7 protein-coding genes are annotated in these 18077 nt (G+C 73.0%); 2 read left to right on the top strand and 5 right to left on the bottom strand.

Annotation, left to right across the window (positions count from 1 at the left end):
* The first annotated feature begins 32 nt into the window (after positions 1 to 32).
* On the top strand, positions 33 to 581 hold the full coding sequence (def, locus tag F6X68_RS00160; RefSeq protein ID WP_151452288.1) for a peptide deformylase: 549 nt from the start codon (positions 33 to 35) through the stop codon (positions 579 to 581).
* A gap of 2 nt (positions 582 to 583) precedes the next feature.
* On the top strand, positions 584 to 1621 hold the full coding sequence (tsaD, locus tag F6X68_RS00165) for a tRNA (adenosine(37)-N6)-threonylcarbamoyltransferase complex transferase subunit TsaD (RefSeq protein ID WP_151452289.1): 1038 nt from the start codon (positions 584 to 586) through the stop codon (positions 1619 to 1621).
* Positions 1622 to 1649: 28 nt separating this feature from the next.
* Here the strand turns inward: tsaD and F6X68_RS00170 are convergent, their stop codons facing one another.
* The 5 genes from F6X68_RS00170 to F6X68_RS00190 are packed head-to-tail and all read right to left on the bottom strand — an operon-like array spanning position 1650 to position 18074.
* Complete coding sequence (locus F6X68_RS00170; RefSeq protein WP_151452290.1) at positions 1650 to 3986, bottom strand: penicillin acylase family protein; 2337 nt, start codon at positions 3984 to 3986, stop codon at positions 1650 to 1652.
* Positions 3983 to 5257: an MFS transporter gene (locus tag F6X68_RS00175; protein WP_225851844.1), complete on the bottom strand. Its 1275-nt coding sequence runs from the start codon at positions 5255 to 5257 to the stop codon at positions 3983 to 3985. Before F6X68_RS00175 ends, F6X68_RS00170 begins: the two co-directional genes overlap by 4 nt.
* The gene (locus tag F6X68_RS00180) at positions 5254 to 7968 is read right to left on the bottom strand and encodes an amino acid adenylation domain-containing protein (protein ID WP_192581203.1); all 2715 of its coding nucleotides are present in this window, start codon (positions 7966 to 7968) and stop codon (positions 5254 to 5256) included. The genes F6X68_RS00175 and F6X68_RS00180 overlap by 4 nt, the downstream gene beginning before the upstream one ends.
* 34 nt (positions 7969 to 8002) lie before the next feature.
* The gene (locus F6X68_RS00185) at positions 8003 to 14704 is read right to left on the bottom strand and encodes a non-ribosomal peptide synthetase (protein ID WP_192581204.1); all 6702 of its coding nucleotides are present in this window, start codon (positions 14702 to 14704) and stop codon (positions 8003 to 8005) included.
* Positions 14705 to 14714: 10 nt separating this feature from the next.
* The gene (locus F6X68_RS00190; protein ID WP_151452293.1) at positions 14715 to 18074 is read right to left on the bottom strand and encodes a fatty acyl-AMP ligase; all 3360 of its coding nucleotides are present in this window, start codon (positions 18072 to 18074) and stop codon (positions 14715 to 14717) included.
* Positions 18075 to 18077: the final 3 nt, after the last annotated feature.

Genomic DNA, 18077 nt, shown 5'->3' on the forward strand with positions numbered 1-18077 from the left:
CACTCATGTGCAGTTGCATAATATGGGCGACTATGGAAACGCATGCCGGCACCCCGAGGCCGATCACGCGCTACGGCGCCCCGGTGCTGCACCGCCGGTGCGCCCCGGTGACCGTCTTCGACGACGCGCTCGCCACGCTCGTCGACGACATGTTCGCCAGCATGTACGCCGCCCACGGCGTGGGTCTGGCCGCGAACCAGATCGGCGTCGACGCCCGGATCTTCGTCGTCGACTGCCCCGACGCCACCGGTACCCACACCGTCGCCCACGTGATCAACCCGGTGCTGCACCTACCCGAGCACCGGGAACTCGTGACCGACTCCGAGGGATGTCTGTCCGTCCCGGGACAACAGGCCGACCTGGCCCGCTCCGCCACCGCCGCCGTCACCGGAGTCGACCTGCACGGCGAGCCGATCCGCCTGGAGGGCACCGGCACCCTCGCCCGCTGCTTCCAGCACGAGGTCGACCACCTCGACGGCCTCGCCTACGTCGACCGGCTCCCCATCAAGCAACGTAAGCAGATCCTGGCCGCCAGCGCCGAACACCCCGGCGTCGGCGTCGGCACCCCCGACGGCACCTGACCATGCCGATCGTCCTCGGCATCGAGACGTCCTGCGACGAGACCGGCGTCGGCATCGTCGCCGACGGTGTCCTGCTCGGCGACGCCCTGGCAACCAGCATGGAAGAGCACGCCCGCTTCGGCGGCGTCGTACCCGAGATCGCCGCCCGCGCCCACCTGCACGCCATCACCCCGATGGTCACACACGCCCTCGACCGCGCCGGTATCGGCTTCGCCGACATCGACGCCGTCGCCGCGACCGCCGGCCCAGGCCTCGCCACCGCCGTACAGGTCGGCCTCGCCGCCGGCAAGGCCTACGCCCTCACCCTCGGCGTGCCCCTCTACGGCGTACACCACCTCGCCGGCCACGCCGCCGTCGACATCCTCGAACACGGGCCCCTGCCCGCCCGCTGCGTCGCACTGATCGTCTCCGGCGGCCACACCAGCCTGCTGCTCCTCGGTGACCTCGCCCGTGACCCGGTCGTCCACCTCGGCGACACCGTCGACGACGCCGCCGGGGAGGCATTCGACAAGGTCGCCCGCCTGCTCGGCCTGCCCTACCCCGGCGGCCCGGCGATCGACCGGATCGCCCGCACCGGCGACCCCGCCGCGATCGCCTTCCCCCGGCCGATGACCGGCCCACACGACCCGCCCTACCGGTTCTCCTTCTCCGGCCTCAAGACCGCGGTGGCCCGCTGGGTCGAACAACGCCGCGACCAACCAGTTCCGGTGGCCGACGTCGCCGCCTCCTTCCAGGAGGCCGTCGCCGACACCCTCACCCGCAAGGCCCTCGCCGCCTGCCGCGACCACCACGCCGACACCCTCCTGCTCGTCGGCGGCGTCGCCGCCAACAGCCGCGTGCGCGCACTCGCCGAACAACGCTGCCGCACGGCGGGCGTACGGCTGCGTGTCCCCTCACCACGGCTCTGCACCGACAACGGCGCCATGATCGCCACCCTCGGCGACCTCCTCGCCGCCGCCGACGCTACCCCGGACCCACTCGACCTCGGCGCCGACCCGTCCGCCGTACTGCACGGCGCGCTCCTGCACGGTCCCCGCTGACGACACGACCGGGTCGGCGGCCACACCTTCACCGTGCGCGATGCGACCGCCCCGCCGTCCGGGGCGCCAGGGTCAGGCGGCTGCGCACCTCCGGCGGGCTGTCGAGGCGTACCTCGTACAGCCGCCCCTCGGCGTGCGCCGGCGTCTGGTCCGTGTAGTGCGGCGAGAGGGGATGTCCCGAGCTGCCGTGGCGGAGCACGTCGCGGATGCGGGTGCTGCCGGAGGGGCCGAACTCCACGACGAAGCGCCAGGGCGCGCCCTCGACCACCTGGCCGTGGCGGTCGGGATACATCAGGCAGACGCTCTGCCCGCCGCCGCTTACCGGGGTCGGGGGCGATCCGTACAGCGAACGCAGCGTGTCCGACGCCGCGGCCAGGGGATGCTGGTCCGCGATCCGGTTCGACCTGCCGTAACGCCAGCCGGTGGGGTCGTCGCCGAATCTGTCGGCGAGTCGACGCGCCGCCTCGGTGAGGGCGTCGGCCACGACGACCGGCATTTCCTCCGTCTCGCCGAGCCGCCGGCGGGCGTCCGCGTCCATCACCAGGTGATCCACCTGGAGGGTCACATCGGTCATGGCGTCGGCGACGGCCGCACCGAGCCGGCTGGTGATCCAGCGCTCGGTCAACACGCGGGCCAGCGCCCCGAAGACCAGAGGTGCGGCCTGATCGGCGTCGTCCCTGCCGTCCCAGGTGGCCAACGACTGATGGCCGAACACGGCCAGTGGCGACTCCGGTGGATGCTCGTCGAGTGCCTTCAGCAGGGTGGGCAGGATGCGCTGTGCCCTGCCGTTGCGCAGGTCCATCTGCCACGCGCCGAAGTCGTCCGGGCGGGCCGTCGGCGTCGCCGTCAGCAGTTCCTCGATCCGGTCGGCCCGGTACGGTCCGCCCCAGTCGCTGCCCAGGTGCGGGGCGACCCCGTCGGGCAGGATCTGGTGGTTGGCGCTGACCACGAAGCCCGCTGGCGGATCGACGACCTCCGGTAGCTCGTCGAACCCGAGCGTGGTGCTCCAGCGAGCGGCCACCTCTGCCGCGCCGGCCGGGGCGAGGCCCTCCCGACGGTCTCGGCGGGGCACGATTCCGGCCGTCCGCAGCGCGACCGTCCCGTCCCGGGTCGCGACGACGAGGTTGAGCACGGGCACACCGAAGCCCCGCAGGGTTTCGCGGAACGCCGGGTAGTCGCGCGCCCGCCACATCCGCTGGCAGCTCTCGGCCTCGGTGGACGGGTGCAGACCACTCCAGTAGAGGGCCACCGGCTCGGCTTCCGCACCGCGCGGGCCCGGCAGGTCGACGTATCCCGTACCGCCTGCGGCGCACACGGAGATCTCGGTCCCGCCGCGCACCCGGACGACGCTGGTCTGCGACCACCGTGGCTCTCCCGTCGGGTCCGGCCGCTCCCCCACGGCCAGGTCCTGGGTGTCGATGGTGGAGTTGGTCACCCCCCACGCGAGATCCGGGTTGGCGCCGATCACCAGTCCGGGCACGCCCGGCACCGTCACCCCGTACGCGCGTTCGCCGTCGAGGTCCAGTCCCAGCTGGTACCAGAGGCTCGGCTGGGTGAACAGGATGTGCGGGTCGTTGGCCAGCGCGGCGAAGCCGGTGGCGGACCTGGCCGGGGACACCGCCCACGCGTTCGAGCCGCTCCCCTGCCGGCCCGCGAAGAGGTCGCCGAGGTGGGCGGCGCCGGCCGCGGAGAGCAGCGCGGTGTCGCCGCGCCGTGCCGCCGGCCCCGCCGGGGCGCCGGCCCTGATGGTGACGCTGCCGCCGGGCGGGTACTTCGGCGCCAGGAAGCTGTGGACGAGGTCCGGTCGCTCCGCCAGCAGCCGGCTACGGAAGACCTCCTGCTGCAGGTTGCGGCCCAGGTGGAAGCCGAGCTGCTTGACGACGGCCAGCGAGTCGCCGACCGACCACGGGCCCGGCCGGTACCTCAGGAGGTGGAATTCGGGCGGGAGCTGCCCGCGGCGCCGCATCCGGCGTACCGCGGTGTCGACCCCGTGCGCGAAGGCCGCGAGGTTGGCGCGGGCAGGCGGTGAGAGCAGCGCCTCGCTCTGGTGGGCGGCCCGTTCGAAGGCGAGGGTACGGGCGAGGACGTCCGAACCGGCGGCACGAGCGCCGAACACCTCCGCCAGTCGTCCGGTCGCCCGCCGGCGCAGGACGTCCATCTGCCACAGCCGGTCGTACGCCATCGCGACCCCGACGCCCACGTAGAGATCGCGCTCGTCGCCCGCCCGGATCCACGGGATGCCGCGTTCGTCCCGGTCGATGTCGACGGTCCCGTGCAGGGCCGCCACGGAAAGTACCCGGGTGCGCCGGAGCGCCCGACTGCTCGGCCAGGCGGCCAGGCGCAGGATGCCCGCCGCGGCTCTCATGACGCCTTTTCGGTCTCCGCCTCCGGGAGGGTGTCGTGGCGGCTCAGGTCGGGGATGCGCCGGCCGACCAGCAGGTAGAGCGCGACGCTCACCAACGCCAGGGAGCCGATGGCGAGGAACATGACCGGCCCGCCGAAGGACGCGAGGACGAGACTGCCGAGGAACGGTCCGGTGAACCCGCCGACCTGCGCGAAGGTCTGTGCGCCGAAGTAGGCCCCGCGCCGTTCCTCGGGCGCGATGCGGTCGACGAGGGCGAACTCCGACGGCACGATCAGGGTCTCGGCGACGGTGAACACCACCATCGCCACGATGTAGTGCCACATCTGCTCGGAGATCGCGAAGCCGGCCATCCCCACGAAGGTGAGGATCCCACCGAGGGTGATGGCGTTCAGCGGGTTGTAGCGCTGCACGTAGCCGGCGGCGAAGAGCTGGAGAACGATCACCGCCACCGCGTTGGTGGTCATGACCGCGGCGAGCACCCGGGCGCTGTCGGCGAAGTCGATGACGAAGTTCTGGGCGAGCAGCACCGAGATCCTGCTGTGCACCGTCTCCAACAGGATCGCGCCGATGAGCAGGAGGAGCAGGCGGCGGTCCGACATCACCGCCCGGGCCGATTCGCCCAGTCCCCGGACGATGGCGCCCGTGCTGCGGCCGAGCGTCGTCAGCCCGCCGTCCCCCGTGGACGGCCGTGGCAGTTGCCGCGTGGCCGCCCAGAGGACGGCGAGGTAGACCAGGTACACGCCGGCGGCGGCGGGGAACGAGAGCCGGGCGCCGGTGAGCCCGAGGGCCACGCCGATCAGCGGACCGACGGCGTAGCCGGCGTTGATCGCGAGGTACTGGTAGGAGAACCACTTCACCCGCAGCGCGACGGGGAGCAGGTCGCTGATGAGTACCTTCGCGACCGGGCTGAAGGCACTGGTGGCGAACGCCATGGACGCGTTGAAGGCGAACGCCGTCGCGGCGTCGCGGGCGAAGTAGAACCCGACGAAGCTGCCGATCACCACCAGCAGGCAGGAGAGCAGGACCCGGCGGCGGCCCACGATGTCGGAGAGCGCGCCGCCGAGGAACCCACCGGAGATGCCGAAGAGCACGGAGGAGCCGATGACCAGGCCGACCGCCGAGACGGACAGGCCGAGTTCGTTGCGGAGGTAGATGGTGAGGAAGGGAATCGTCACGCCGTTGGCCAGGCTCATCACGCCGGAACCGCCGACGAGGATCCTGGCCAGTCGCGGTGGGCGGAACGCTGCGCTCGCAGCCGGTTCCCGGGTCAACTCGGATTTCCTTCCGTCTTGTCCTGCTGGCGCTGGAATTCGGTCATTGCCTCGGCGACGGTCGCCGCTCCGGGCTCACGCAGCATGCCTTCGTGGCTGGTGGCCACCACCGTCTCGGTCAGGTTCGGCAGCACCAGGTGCCAGCCCTCGGTGTGCCCGCCGTCGTCGGTGGACCTCTCCAGGCCCGCCACCAGGAGCAGCGCGGGCACGGCCAGTGCAGGCGCGGGCTCTGCCATGATCCGTCCCATCGTCCGGTAGTCCTCGAAGGCGTGGGCGAGCCCGCCGATCGTGGCAGCCAGCGCGGGTGCCGCGGTGGAGGCGGCCCACCGCAGCAGTTCCGTGTCGGCCATCCCGGCTGCGGACTGCGGGGAGAGCTCGCGCCACCGGCGGGTGTGCTCGGGAAACGCGAGGGCCACGTCGGAGAGGAAGGCGACCAGCTGGGCCCGGTGCTCCTCGGAGAGTCGCTGGTGGAGACAGCGTGGGCTCGGCGCGTCGAGCAGGGTGATGCTCCGCACCTGGTGGCCGGCCGCCCGTACCGCGTGGGCGAGGTGCAGCGCCATCGCCCCACCCAGGGAGTGTCCGACGAGGTGGACCCCGGGATCGACGACGGGCAGCAGCTCGGTCAGGCACGCCTGCGCGGCCACGGCGGAGGACGGCGTGCCGTCCTGGGCCCGGAGGAGGTCCCGGGTGTGCAGGGCGTGGAACGGGCGGCCCCGGACGTGCGTCGACAGCCGCGCCATCGAGGCTGCGATCCCGAAGACGCCGGGCAGCGCCACCACGGGCGCCCGGCCCGCCGCGGAGTCCCCCAGCGGCAACAGGTCGACCGGGCGGCGGGACGCCGCACCCGAGCCGGCCTGCCGGGCCCGGCGGACCGCGCCCGCCACCGCCCGTACCGTCGGCGCCCGCAGGAAGTCGCGCAGCGGGACGACGACACCGAACTGCCGGCGTACGGCGGCCAGCAGGCGGGTCGCCAGCAGGGAGTTCCCGCCCTGCCGGAAGAAGTCGGTGTCCGGTTCGACCTCGGTGCCGGGCAGCAGCTCGGCCAGGATCGTCAGCAGGGACCGCGTGACGTCGTCGACGCCCGCGGGCACGTGTGGCGTCAGGACGGGGCCGGGATCGGGCAGGGCTGCCCGGTCGAGTTTGCCGTTGGCGGTGCGCGGCAGCGCGTCGACGGCGACGAACGCGGACGGAACGGCGTACGCCGGAAGCCGGTCCTCCAGCCGGGAGCGCAGCTGCGCCGGGCCGGCGTCGCCGACGACGTACGCCACCAGCCGCGTTCCCGTGCCGGGTGCGGTGTGCGGCACCACCGCGGCCTGCCGTACCCCGGGCAGGGCGAGCAGGGCGGCGTGCACCTCCCCCAGCTCCAGGCGGTAGCCGCGGATCTTGACCTGGTCGTCGTTGCGCCCGTGGTACTCGTACTCGCCGGAGGGCGTCCGCCGGGCGAGGTCCCCGGAGCGGTATCCGCGTACGGCCCGGCCCTGCGCGTCGGTGACGGTGACGAACCGCTGCGCGGTGAGTTCCGGCTGCCCCAGGTATCCGAGGGCCACGCCCGCGCCCGTGACGATGATCTGCCCGATCCCACCGTCGGCGACCGGCTGGTCGTCCTCGTCCCACAGCAGGAAGTCGAGGTCGGGAAGTGGCGCGCCGATCAGGCTGGTCGTGCCGGCGAGGTCGGGGGCGAGGATCCGGCGGTACGACGCGTGGACGGTGGTCTCGGTGATCCCGTACATGTTGACCAGTTCGGGCCCGGCGTCGCCGTACTTGGCGACCCACGGCCGCAGGTCCGCGAACCGGAGCGCCTCACCGCCGAAGACCACCCACCGCAGCGGCAGCCGGTCGTCGTACTCGTCCTCCTGGGCCGCCAGCGCACTGAAGGCGGTGGGCGTCTGGCTGAGCATCGTGACCCGCTCCGCCCGCAGCAGGCGCCGCAGGGCCACCGGGTCCCGCATGACCTCGCCCTCGACGACGACCACACACCCGCCGGTGAGCAGCGCCCCCCACATCTCCCACACCGAGAAGTCGAAGGCGAACGAGTGGGCCATGGTCCACACGTCGCCCGGCCCGAACCCGAACAGTGGCTGCGTGGTGCCGATCAGGCGCAGGACGTTGGCGTGGGAGACCTCGATGCCCTTGGGACGGCCGGTCGTGCCCGAGGTGTGGATGACGTACGCCCGGTCGGTGGGCGCGATCGGGCGGGCCGGTGCGGCGGACGGGTCCGGCTGCTCCCCGCCGTTGTCCGGCGCGTCGAGCAGGACAGCCGCGGCCGTCGCGGGCAGGGAGCCGGCCAGCGCACCCGTGGTGATCACGAGGGACGGCGCCGCGTCACCGACGATCGTGCCGGTACGGACGGCGGGCGCCTCCGGGTCGAGCGGCAGGTACGCGGCCCCCGTGCGGAGCACCGCCAGCGCCGCCACGATCATCCGCGCCGAGCGCGGCAGCAGCACGCCGACCGGCCGACCGGGCGGCGCGACAGTCGCGATCCGGCCGGCCAGGGCCCGGGAGGCGGCGGCCAGTTCCCGGTACGTCAGGGCCTGCCGGTCGCAGCGGACGGCGACCCGGTCGGGGTGCCGTCCGACGACCTCGTCGAAGGCGGCGACGAGGTTGTCGGCGGTGACCGGTGCGGTGGCGGCCGGGCCGACCTCCGGTGTGGACACCTCGCGGCGTCCGGCGAGCCGCCGACGCAGCCGTAGCGCGCGATCGGTCGACGTCATGAGCATCTCTCCCCAGGTTTCGTCCCGCTGGTCCTCACAGGGCGAGCACCAGCGGGACGATCAGCCCTGCCGCTTCGACCCGCGACACGTACGCGCCCCAGTGCGGGGAGTCGATGAGCGTCGCCGTCGCGCGGTGGTCGATCTCCAGGGACTGGCCGCTCGCCTCCCGCCAGATCTCCCCGAGCGCCCCGCGGTCCTTGTCGTCGACGAGCGTCGCCTCCTCCACCGGCCGGTCCGGGCTGCCCAGGAAGAACCTCAGCAGCCGGTCGGCCGCCCCGGCCAGCCGGTCGACGGCCTCCGGGGTGAACAGCGACCGGTCGTACTCGATGGTCAGCCCGATCCGGTCCTCGTCGGTGAAGTGCAGCAACAGGTCGAAGCGACTCGTCTGCGCGCCCAGCGGGGTCACGCTCGTGTCCAGGCCCGGCAGCGCGGCGACACCGTGCATCGACCGGGCGACGGAGACCACGACCTGCACCAAGGGGTTCACCCCGGGTCGACGGGGTGCTCCCACGAGGTCCACGATCTTCTGCAAAGGCAGGCTCTGGTGGTCCAGGGCGTTCAGGGCGCTGTCCCGGACCGATGCGACGACGGCCCGCGCGCTGTGCTCCGGGTCGACCTGGTAGCGGAACGGCACGGTGTTGGCGAAGAAGCCGACGAGGTCCCTCGTCTCGGCCGGGTGCCGACCGGCGACGGCCGCGCCGATCACCACGTCCGACTGCTGGGCGAGCTTGGCCATCAGCACCGCGCTGACGGCGTGCACGACCATGAAGAGGGTCACGTTGTGCTGCTGCGCGAACGCCCGCACCTCGGCGGAGAAGGACTCGTCCCACTCCCGGCGGCGCCGGCCCGCGGCCCGCGCGCGGTCCTCGGTCCGCTCCAGGTCGGTCGCGAGGGCGAGTTCCCCGTCGTAGCCCTTCAGGTAGGACCGCCAGAAGTCGCCGTCGCGTCGGGCCGGCGCCGATTCGAGGTAGTCCTGCTGCCAGCGGGAGTAGTCGCCGTACTGGATCGGGAGCGGGGCCAGGTCCGCCTCCCGACCCGCCCGGTGGGCCGCGTACGACTCCGCGATCTCCCGCAGGATCAGCTCGTTGGACCAGCCGTCGGTGACCACGTGGTGACTCGTCCATTCGAGCACGTGGTCCCGGTCGGCGAAGCGGTACAGGGTGGCCCGGGTCAGCACGCCACCGAGGTCGATGCGTCGCGTCGCCCGCTGCCGGACGTACTCCAGCATCGCCTCGGTGTCCCCCTCCGCGACCACCGCGTCGGTGACCTCCCGGACCCGCAGGCGCGGCTTCGCATCGGGGTCCACGACCAGCAACGGCACGCCGTCGCGTTCGACGATCCGGCTGGACAACACCTCGTGCCGCGCGACGAGCCGGTCGACGGCCGCCCGCAGCGCCGTCACGTCGAGGTCACCGCGCAGATGCAGGAGGTACCCGTCGGTGTAGGCGCCGTCGGAGTCGATCTGGTCGAGGTACCAGAGGCTCGACTGCGCCATGGACAGCGGGAACTCCCGCAGGCCGGCGGGCCTCGCCGGGATCGGCACCTCCGACTCCCGGTCGTCGGTCAGCGCCGCCTCGACCCGGGCGGCGAAACCCCGCAGCGTCGGGTTCTCGAACAGCTCCCGGATCGGCAGGCGGACCCCGAGGCGGTCCCCCAGCCGGGCGAGGACCTGCGTCGCGTGCAGGGAGTGGCCGCCCAGGTCGAAGAAGCTGACCTGGGGCCCGGGCCGGCGACCGGCGAGCACGGAGGCCCAGATCTCGGCGACGGCCTCCTCCGTCGGGGTCATCGGGGCGGAGCTCGCCTCGGTCGGTTCGTCGACCGGGGACAGGGCCGTCGCCGCCAGCGCGCGGGTGTCGACCTTGCCGTGGCTCGTCCGCGGCAACTGGTCGACGCGGACGAGGAAGTCCGGGATGGCGTTGCGTGGCAGGACCTGGCTGAGCCCGGAGCGCACCTCCTCGGGCCGCAGGTCCCGGCGGACCAGGGAGCCCTCAGTCGCACCGCCGGCGCCGCCGGAGACCACCTCCGGTACGAAGAAGCCCGCGAGTTGCTTGCCGCCGTCGGCGGACTGCCGGACGATCACGACGCTCTCCTGGACGCCCTCGACGCCGGCGAGGGCCCGACTGACCTCGTCCAGTTCGACCCGGTTCCCTCTGATCTTGAGCTGGTTGTCGGTCCGGCCGAGAAACTCCACCGAGCCGTCCGCCAACCGGCGGCCACGGTCACCGGTGCGGTACATGATGCCGTCCCCGTCCCCGTCCCCGTCCCCGTCGCCGGCGAAGGGGTCGCCGACGAAGACCGCGGCGGTCCGGTCGGGGTCGTTGACGTAGCCGCCGCCGACGCAGACGCCGCCGGCGTACAGCTCACCCGGCGTGCCGGTGGGCACCGGCTCCCGGGCGCCGTCCAGCACGTACAGGGCGGTGTTGCGCGCGGGCCGTCCGAGGGGGACGGAGGCGTCCCGCTCGTCGACGTCCGCCGCGACGAGGTGGTGCAGGACGTCGTCGGACGTCTCGGTCGCCCCCCACATGTTCAGCAGTCCCACCCCGGGCAGCAGCCGGCGGAACGTGTTGGCGGACTGCGGGGTCAGGGTCTCCGCCTGCGAGGCGACCCAGCGCAGGCGGAACGGGGGGAACGCGTCGACGCCGTAGAACGCGAGTTCGGCGCACATGATGTTGAGCACGGAGGGCGTCACCTCCAGCACGGTGACCCCGTCCTCGGCCACGGCCCGCAGCAGCGACGCCGCGTCCTGGCCGATCTCGTCCGGGTAGATCACGGTCGTGGCGCCGACGGCGAGCGGCGCGAGGAGTTGCCAGACGGAGATGTCGAAGGTGGCGGCGGCGTCCTGGGCCAGCCGGTCGCCGGGCCGCAGGTCCAGTTGCTGGATCTTGGCGTCGATGTGGTTGAGCATGCCGTCGTGCCGGATCAGGGCGCCCTTGGGGTCGCCCGTGGATCCCGAGGTGAAGAGGACGTACGCGCTGTCCCGACCGCCCGGTGCGGGGCCGAGCCCGGCCGGCGTGCCGGCGGCGGCGAGGACGTCCGCCAGATCGACCAGCTCGACCTCACCGATCGCGGCCAACGCGGCGCGGTGCGTCTCGTCGCACACCACCAGCCTCGCCTCCGCCCGCCCGACCATGCGGGCGACGCGTGCGGCCGGGCCCTGCGGCAGCGGCAGGTACACCGCGCCGAGGCGGAGGATGGCGAGGGTGACGACGAGGTAGTCGATGTTCCGGCCGCTGGCCAGGCCGACCACGGTGCCGTGGCCCACCTGCCGGTCACGCAACCATCCGGCCGCCCGCTCGACGTGCGCGGCGAGCTCCCGGTAGGTGATCTCGCGGCCGCGGCAGACGGCGGCCACCTCGTCGGGGAACGTCCGCACCGAATGGGCCATCCGTTCGAGGAAGCCCGTGGCCGTCGCCGGCTCGACCGGCCCGCGCGAGATCTCCACCAACGCCCGGTACCGCTGCTCACCGAGCAGCGCGACCTGCGTCGGCTCGTCGTCGGGCTGGTCGACGACGCTGGTCAGCGCCCGCAGGAAGATGTCCGCCACCTCGTGGAGCTGGTCCTCCGAGATCCGCTCCATGTTCGCTTCGAGGTCGAGCGTGAGCAGTCGACTGAACGGGTCCTTGTTGAACTCGGCCCGCAGGGTGAAGTTCGTCTGGATGTAGCCGAAGCCGTCGACCACCTCGATGCCGGTGGCGTGGGCGAGCCGTTCGTAGCCGTGGAAGTGGGTGTAGTTGAACATGATGTCGGTCAGCTCGGGCACGCCGGCGAGACGGAGCATCTCGGCGTGCGGGAAGCGCCGCACCGGCAGCAGTTCCCGCTCCTTGTCGCTGGTCGCCGCGATCAGGTCGCGCCAGGTGCGACCCCGCGGCCGGAACCGGAAGGGTACGAGGTTGAGGTGCAGGCCGATGACCTCGGTGCCGCCCTCCTCCTCGATCCGCCCGTTGGCGGCGACGCCCAGCACGACGTCGTCGCGTCCCGTGAGCGCCATCACCACCCGCGCCTGGACGGCCATCACCACGTGTTTGACCGACACCCCGCAGGCGGCGGCGAGCTGGTGCAGGCGGTCGGAGAGTTCCGCCGGGAGGTCCACGCTGAGGAAGCCCATCCGCCCCTCGTGGACGGCGCCGGAGCCCCGGGCGAGGCGGGGCAGCAGGCTCGGCTCGACGTCGGCCAGTTCCTGCCGCCAGAACTCCCGCACCGCCTCGTCGCGGAGCACGGCCTGTTCCTCGGCGATGAAGTCGGCGTACCGGCGCACGGGCAGGGCACGGTCGTGCGACGCGATGCCCTGCAGGTCCTGCCAGTAGTCGACGAGGATCTCCGCGAGCAGCGACGTCTCGCTCCACCCGTCGAACATCGTGTCGTGGAAGCTCATGGAGAACATGAACTCGTCCGGGCCGAGCAGGTGCGCCGTGAACCGCACCAGTGGCGGCTGCGCCCAGTCGTACGGGTTGCTCATCTCCCGACGTTGCCAGGCCTCGAACTCGGCCAGCTGCCGGTCCTCGTCGAACCGGCTCAGGTCCGTCACGTTCAGCGGGGTCCGGGCCTGCGCGTGGACGACCTGGAGCGGTTGCGAGAAGCCGGACAGGTGGAACGACGTCCGCAGGATCTCGTGGCGCTCGGTCACCCGCGCGAGCGCGCGGCTCATGGCGTCGTGGTCGAACCTGGCGCGCAACCGGAACATGAAGATGTCGCAGTACATGTTGACGCCCTCGGCGTACGCGCTGTGGAACAGCACGCCGGCCTGGAGGGTGGCCAACGGGTAGGCGTCGACCGTGCCGGCCGGCAGGTGCGCCCGGTCCGCCGGGTCGATGAGGCTGAACGGCTCGACCGGCGGGTCGGTCGACTCGTCCGTGGTGACCGCGTACGCGGCCAGCGCACGGGGCGTCTTCAGCTCGTAGACGTCGGCCAGGTCCAGCGTCATCCCGCGGTTCGCCGCCGCCGCACGCAGCTGCACCGCGATGATGGAGTCCCCGCCGATGCCGAAGAAGGAGTCGTCGGGTCCCACCCCCTCGACGCCGAGCACCTCCTCGAACAGCGCGCAGATCGCCCGTTCCACCGTCGCCGTCGAGGCGTCGGCGACCGCCTCCGTGGCCATCGGCGCCCGGAGCTGGTTGGCCGGGGTGGGTGCGGGCAGGAGCGTGAAGTCGACCTTCCCGTTGGCGTTCACGGGGATCTCCGGCACCGGGACGACGAACGCCGGAAGCATGTACGACGGCAGGCCCGCCCGCAGCAGTTCCGGGATCTCGCCCAGCGCGCAGCCGGGGTCGTGGGTCACGTACGCGACGATCTGCGTCCGGTCGTTGCCGGCGCCCGACGCCGGCTGCCCGGCCCGGACGAGACTGCGGACCGAGGAGATCCGCCCGGACACCGCCTCCTGCTTCACCACCGGATTGCGCTGCGGGCGCGCCCGGCGGACGGTCACCGCGACCTGCTCGACGCCGGGTACCGCGCTCAGCGCCGCGTGGATCTCCCCGAGCTCGACCCGGTGCCCACGGATCTTGACCTGGTCGTCGGCCCGCCCCAGGTACTCGTACTCCCCGGCGGGGGTCAGCCGCGCGAGGTCACCGGACCGGTATCCCCGCACGGGCCTGCCGTCGACGGTCAGGTCGAGGAACCGCTCAGCGGTCGCTCCGGGCTGGCCCAGGTATCCGGTGGCCACCCCCGGTCCGGTCACGATGATCTCGCCGGTCTGGCCCGGGGCCACCGGCCGGCCCTGCTCGTCCCAGAGCAGGAAACCGAGGTCCGCCAGCGGACAGCCGATGAGGCTGGCCGTGCTCGTCAGATCGGCCGCCAGGACCCTGCGGTACGAGGAGTGGACCGTCGTCTCCGTGATGCCGTACATGTTGACCAGCTGCGGCTGCTGGTCGCCGTACCTGTCCACCCAGGGCCGGAGGTCACCGAAGCGCAGCGCCTCGCCGCCGAAGACCACCCACTTCAGCGGCAGCCTGTCGGGCCGGGAGACCTCGTGCGCCACCAGGCTGTTGAAGGCGGTGGGGGTCTGGCTGAGCATCGTCACCTGTTCGTCGGCGAGCAACGCCCGGAAGGCCACCGGGTCCCGTGCGACGTCCTGTCCCACGACGACCAACCGGCCACCGGACAGCAGCACGCCCCACATCTCCCAGACGGAGAAGTCGAAGGCGAACGAGTGGAACATCGTCCAGACGTCCCCGGCGCCGAAGCCGAACTGCGGCTGGGTGGCCCGGATCAGGCGCAGCACGTTGCCGTGGCTGACCTCCACGCCCTTCGGCCGCCCGGTGGTGCCCGAGGTGTAGATCACGTAGGCGCGGGTGTCCCACGCCGCGGGGCACCGCCCGCCGGTGTCGTCGCTGCGGTCCTCCGTGACGTCCTGCGGCCCCATCACCGGGGTGTCCGGCGGCAGCAGCTCCGCCAGCTCGGAAGTCGTCAACACCACCGAGGGCGCCGCGTCCGCCACGATCATTCTCAGCCGGGCGGCGGGGGTGGACGGGTCGACCGGCACGTACGCCGCGCCGACCCGCAGCACGGCCAGGCTCGCGACCACCATGTCCACCGAACGCGGCAGGAGCAGCAGCACCGGACGCGACGGGTCGTCGACCCGCGCCCTGATCGCCGCGGCGAGCGCCGTCGAGCGGGCGGCCACCTCGGCGTACGACATCCGCCGGTCGCCGCAGCACACCGCGATGCTGTCCGGGTCACGTCGGACGACCTCGTCGAACGACTCCACCAGATTACCGACGGCACCATCGGAAGCAGTCATCATCTCCGCCTTAGCTGAGTCGAACCGGGTCGTGAGCGAGTGGTGCGGACGGCCGTCGGACCAGCCGGGCGAGGTTCTCGGAGAACCGCCGGCACACCTCGGCAGCCGTCTCCGCGGACACGAGGGTGCGTTGGTGGACGAGGCGGAACGCGAGTCCGCCCGCGTCGAGGGCGCCGTAGAGGCTCGTCGCGAAGGCGACGTCCACGGGCGGCACGTCGACCGTCTCGACGTCGTGGGACCCGATCCGTCGCCGCCGGCGGCTCCAGGGCACGGACAGTCCGACGTCGCCGCCGTCCACCGGCTGCTGGAGCGTCAACGTCGCCTGGAAGAGCGGATTCTGGCCGTGCCGATCCGCGGCGAGTGCCCGGACCAGGTCGCTGAAGGGCACGTCCGCCGTCGACAGCGCCGCCCGCAGTTCCCGCCACAGGCGTTCCTCGAGTGCCGACGGATCGGGCCGGTCGGTCAGGTCACCGAGGACGGGCACCATGTTGACCAGGTAGCCGACGGTGCCGGCGAAGCGCTGGTCGGTGCGCCCGTGGTGCGGCGCGCCGATCACGATCCTGGGCTGGCCGGTCACCTCGTGCAGGGCTTGAACGTAGGCGGCCAGCAGGGAGACGAACGGGGTGAAGCCGCGCCGCGCCGCGTGCCGGTGGAGGGTCCGTACGACGTCCGGGTCGGCCTCGAAGTCGATCCAGCCGGCCCGGTGCCGGTCCGGGTCCGGCCGTCGTCGTGCCGACCCGCCGCCAGCAGGTCGTTGCGGAAAGAGTACGAGGTCACGCAGTGGCCGCCACCTCTCCGCCAGGGCCGTGACCCGGTCGCGCCGGTCGGGATCGAGTCGCGCCTGCTGCTGTAGCCGGGCCCAGTCGGTGGCGTCCGCCGCGCCCGGTCCCGCCGTGACCGGCGGGGCGTCGCCGCCCGTGATCCGGGGCAGGATCTCGGCGAGCAGGAGCTGAAGCGACCAGTGGTCGACGACCGCGTGATGACACGCCACGAGAAGCACCGTGCCGTCCGGCGGGTACGCCACCCCGGCCCGCACCAACGGGCCCTTCACCAGGTCGAAGGGGCGGTAGGCCCGCTCGTGCAGGTAGGCGCGTACCGCCTCGTCGGGGCCGTCCGGGAAGGCCCGGCACTCCCAGTCGACCGTGCCCTGCTCGTGCACGGTCTGGACGCCGGATCCGAGCGGTCCGAGCGTCGTGCGCAGCGCGGGGTGCCGAGCGACGGACTCGTCGATCGCGGCCCGCAGCAGGTCCTCCTCGACGCGGCCGGAGACGCGCAGGGCGATCGCCAGGCTGTTCGCCCGGTTGCCGCGGGACACCTCGTCGTAGAAGTGCAGCTCGACCTGGCCGGCCGAGGCGGGGCTCACCGCGCCGGTCTCCGCCGGCAGCGGCACGGCGGCCGGGCCGGGGCTCGCGGCGGCGGCGACCAGCTCGGCCACCGACCGGTCGCCGAAGAACAGCTCGGTGTCCAGGGTGCCGTCCACCAACCGCTCGACCGCCGCCTTGAGTTCGATCAGTCGCAGCGAACCGAGTCCCAGCGCCGCCAGCGGCAGCGACGGGTCCCACTCGGCCCCTTCGAGGTTCGCGTACCGCCGGACGAGCTGTTCCACCGCAGTGGACCGGTCGCCGGGGTGGGTGTCGGCGGCGGCCCGCTCGGGCGCCACGGACGGGACCGCCGGCACGACGCGCTTGAGCCGCCCGCCGACGAACTGCTCCCTGGTGGCACGCCGGCGGACCTTCCCGCTGGAGGTCTTCGGTATCGCGCCGGGCATGACGACGACCACGTCGTCGAGGTCCAACCCGCACTCGGTGGCCACCCGACGCCGCAGCCCGCCGGTCAGCGACGCGAGCAGCGCGGGGTCCGCGAGCAGCCGCGCCAGCCCGCTGCGGGAGGCCTCGACCACCAGTGCCACCCGCTGGTCGCCGGTCTCCGGCTGGAACGCCGCGGCGCCGCCCTGGCGCAGGTGCTCGTCGCCCGCGGTGGCGACGGCCTCGATGTCGTGCGGGTGGTAGTTGCGACCCGCGCGGATGATCAGATCCTTCTGGCGCCCCGCGACGTAGAGCTCGCCGTCGTACATCGCGCCGAGGTCCCCGGTGCGCAGGAACGTCCCCTGCTGGCCGCCGACGGTGGCGGCGAACGTCGCGGCGGAGTCGGACCTGCCCCAGTACCCGGCGGCCACCCCGCCGGAACTCACGCAGATCTCGCCGACCTCGCCCGCCGCGCAGGGTGCGCCGTCCGCACGGCGCACGGCGACCGTCGTACCCGGTGGCGGGGTGCCGCAGGAGACCAGCGTGACCGCGTCCGTCCCCGCTGCTCCGGTCGCCCCGGTCAGCCGGCCCGTCTCGAGGGCGTGCCGGTCGAAGGTGCCGGCGCGGTAGCCGGCCGACGCCTCGGGGCCGCTGACGAAGAGCGTCGCCTCCGCCAGTCCGTAGCACGGATAGAACGCGCGGCGGTCGAAACCGAGCGGCGCGTACGCGGCGGAGAACGCGTCCATCGTCCGCCTGTCCACCGGCTCCGCGCCGTTGAAGGCGACCCGCCACGAGCTGAGGTCGATCCCGTCGAGCAGCCCGGCGTCGAAGCGGTCCGCCAGGAGCTGATAGGCGAAGTTGGGTCCACCGGAGAGGGTCGCCCTGAACCGGGACACCTCCGCCGGCCACCGCAGCGGATTCCGGACGAACGCGAACGTGTCGAGCAGGACCGCCGGTACGCCCATGAACAGCGGCAGCAACGTGGTGCCGATGAGACCCATGTCGTGGTACATCGGCAGCCAGCTGAGCACCACGTCGTCGGCGTTGATCCCGAAGCCGGCCGCGATGGCCCGGTGGTTGTCGGTGAGGTTGCCGTGGCCGACCATGACCCCCTTGGGATCGCCCGTCGATCCGGAGGTGTACTGGAGGAAGGCGAGGTCGTCCGGCGCCGGCCGGTGGGGGCCCACCGGAGCGGCGTGCGCCCGCACCGCCTCGATCGGGTGCACCGCCGGTCCGCCCGGCTCGGCCGCCAGCCCCGACAGCGCTTCGACCAGCTTCGCGGTGGTCAGCGCGTGGGTGGCTCCGCAGTCGCGCACGACGGTGGTGACGCGGTCGAGGCGCGCGTTGGGGCCCGGCGGGTAGAGCGGCACCGCGACCACGTTGGCGTAGAGGCAGCCGAGGAAGGCCGTGACGTAGTCGAGGCCGGGTGGGAAGAGCAGCAGCGCCCGGTCACCCGGTTCGGCGATCGACCGCAGGTGGCCGGCCACGGTACGAGCGCCCTCGTCGAGCTGCCCGTACGTGGTGCTGGTCGTCGCCCCGGCGCTGTCGACGAAGGTCAGCGCGGGGTCGTCCGCTCGGGTGTCCGCCCAGGCCGACAGGGCCGCGATGAGCGAGGTGTGCGTCATGGT

The sequence above is a fragment of the Micromonospora sp. AMSO12t genome, assembly GCF_008806585.1.
GTDB lineage: Bacteria > Actinomycetota > Actinomycetes > Mycobacteriales > Micromonosporaceae > Micromonospora > Micromonospora reichwaldensis.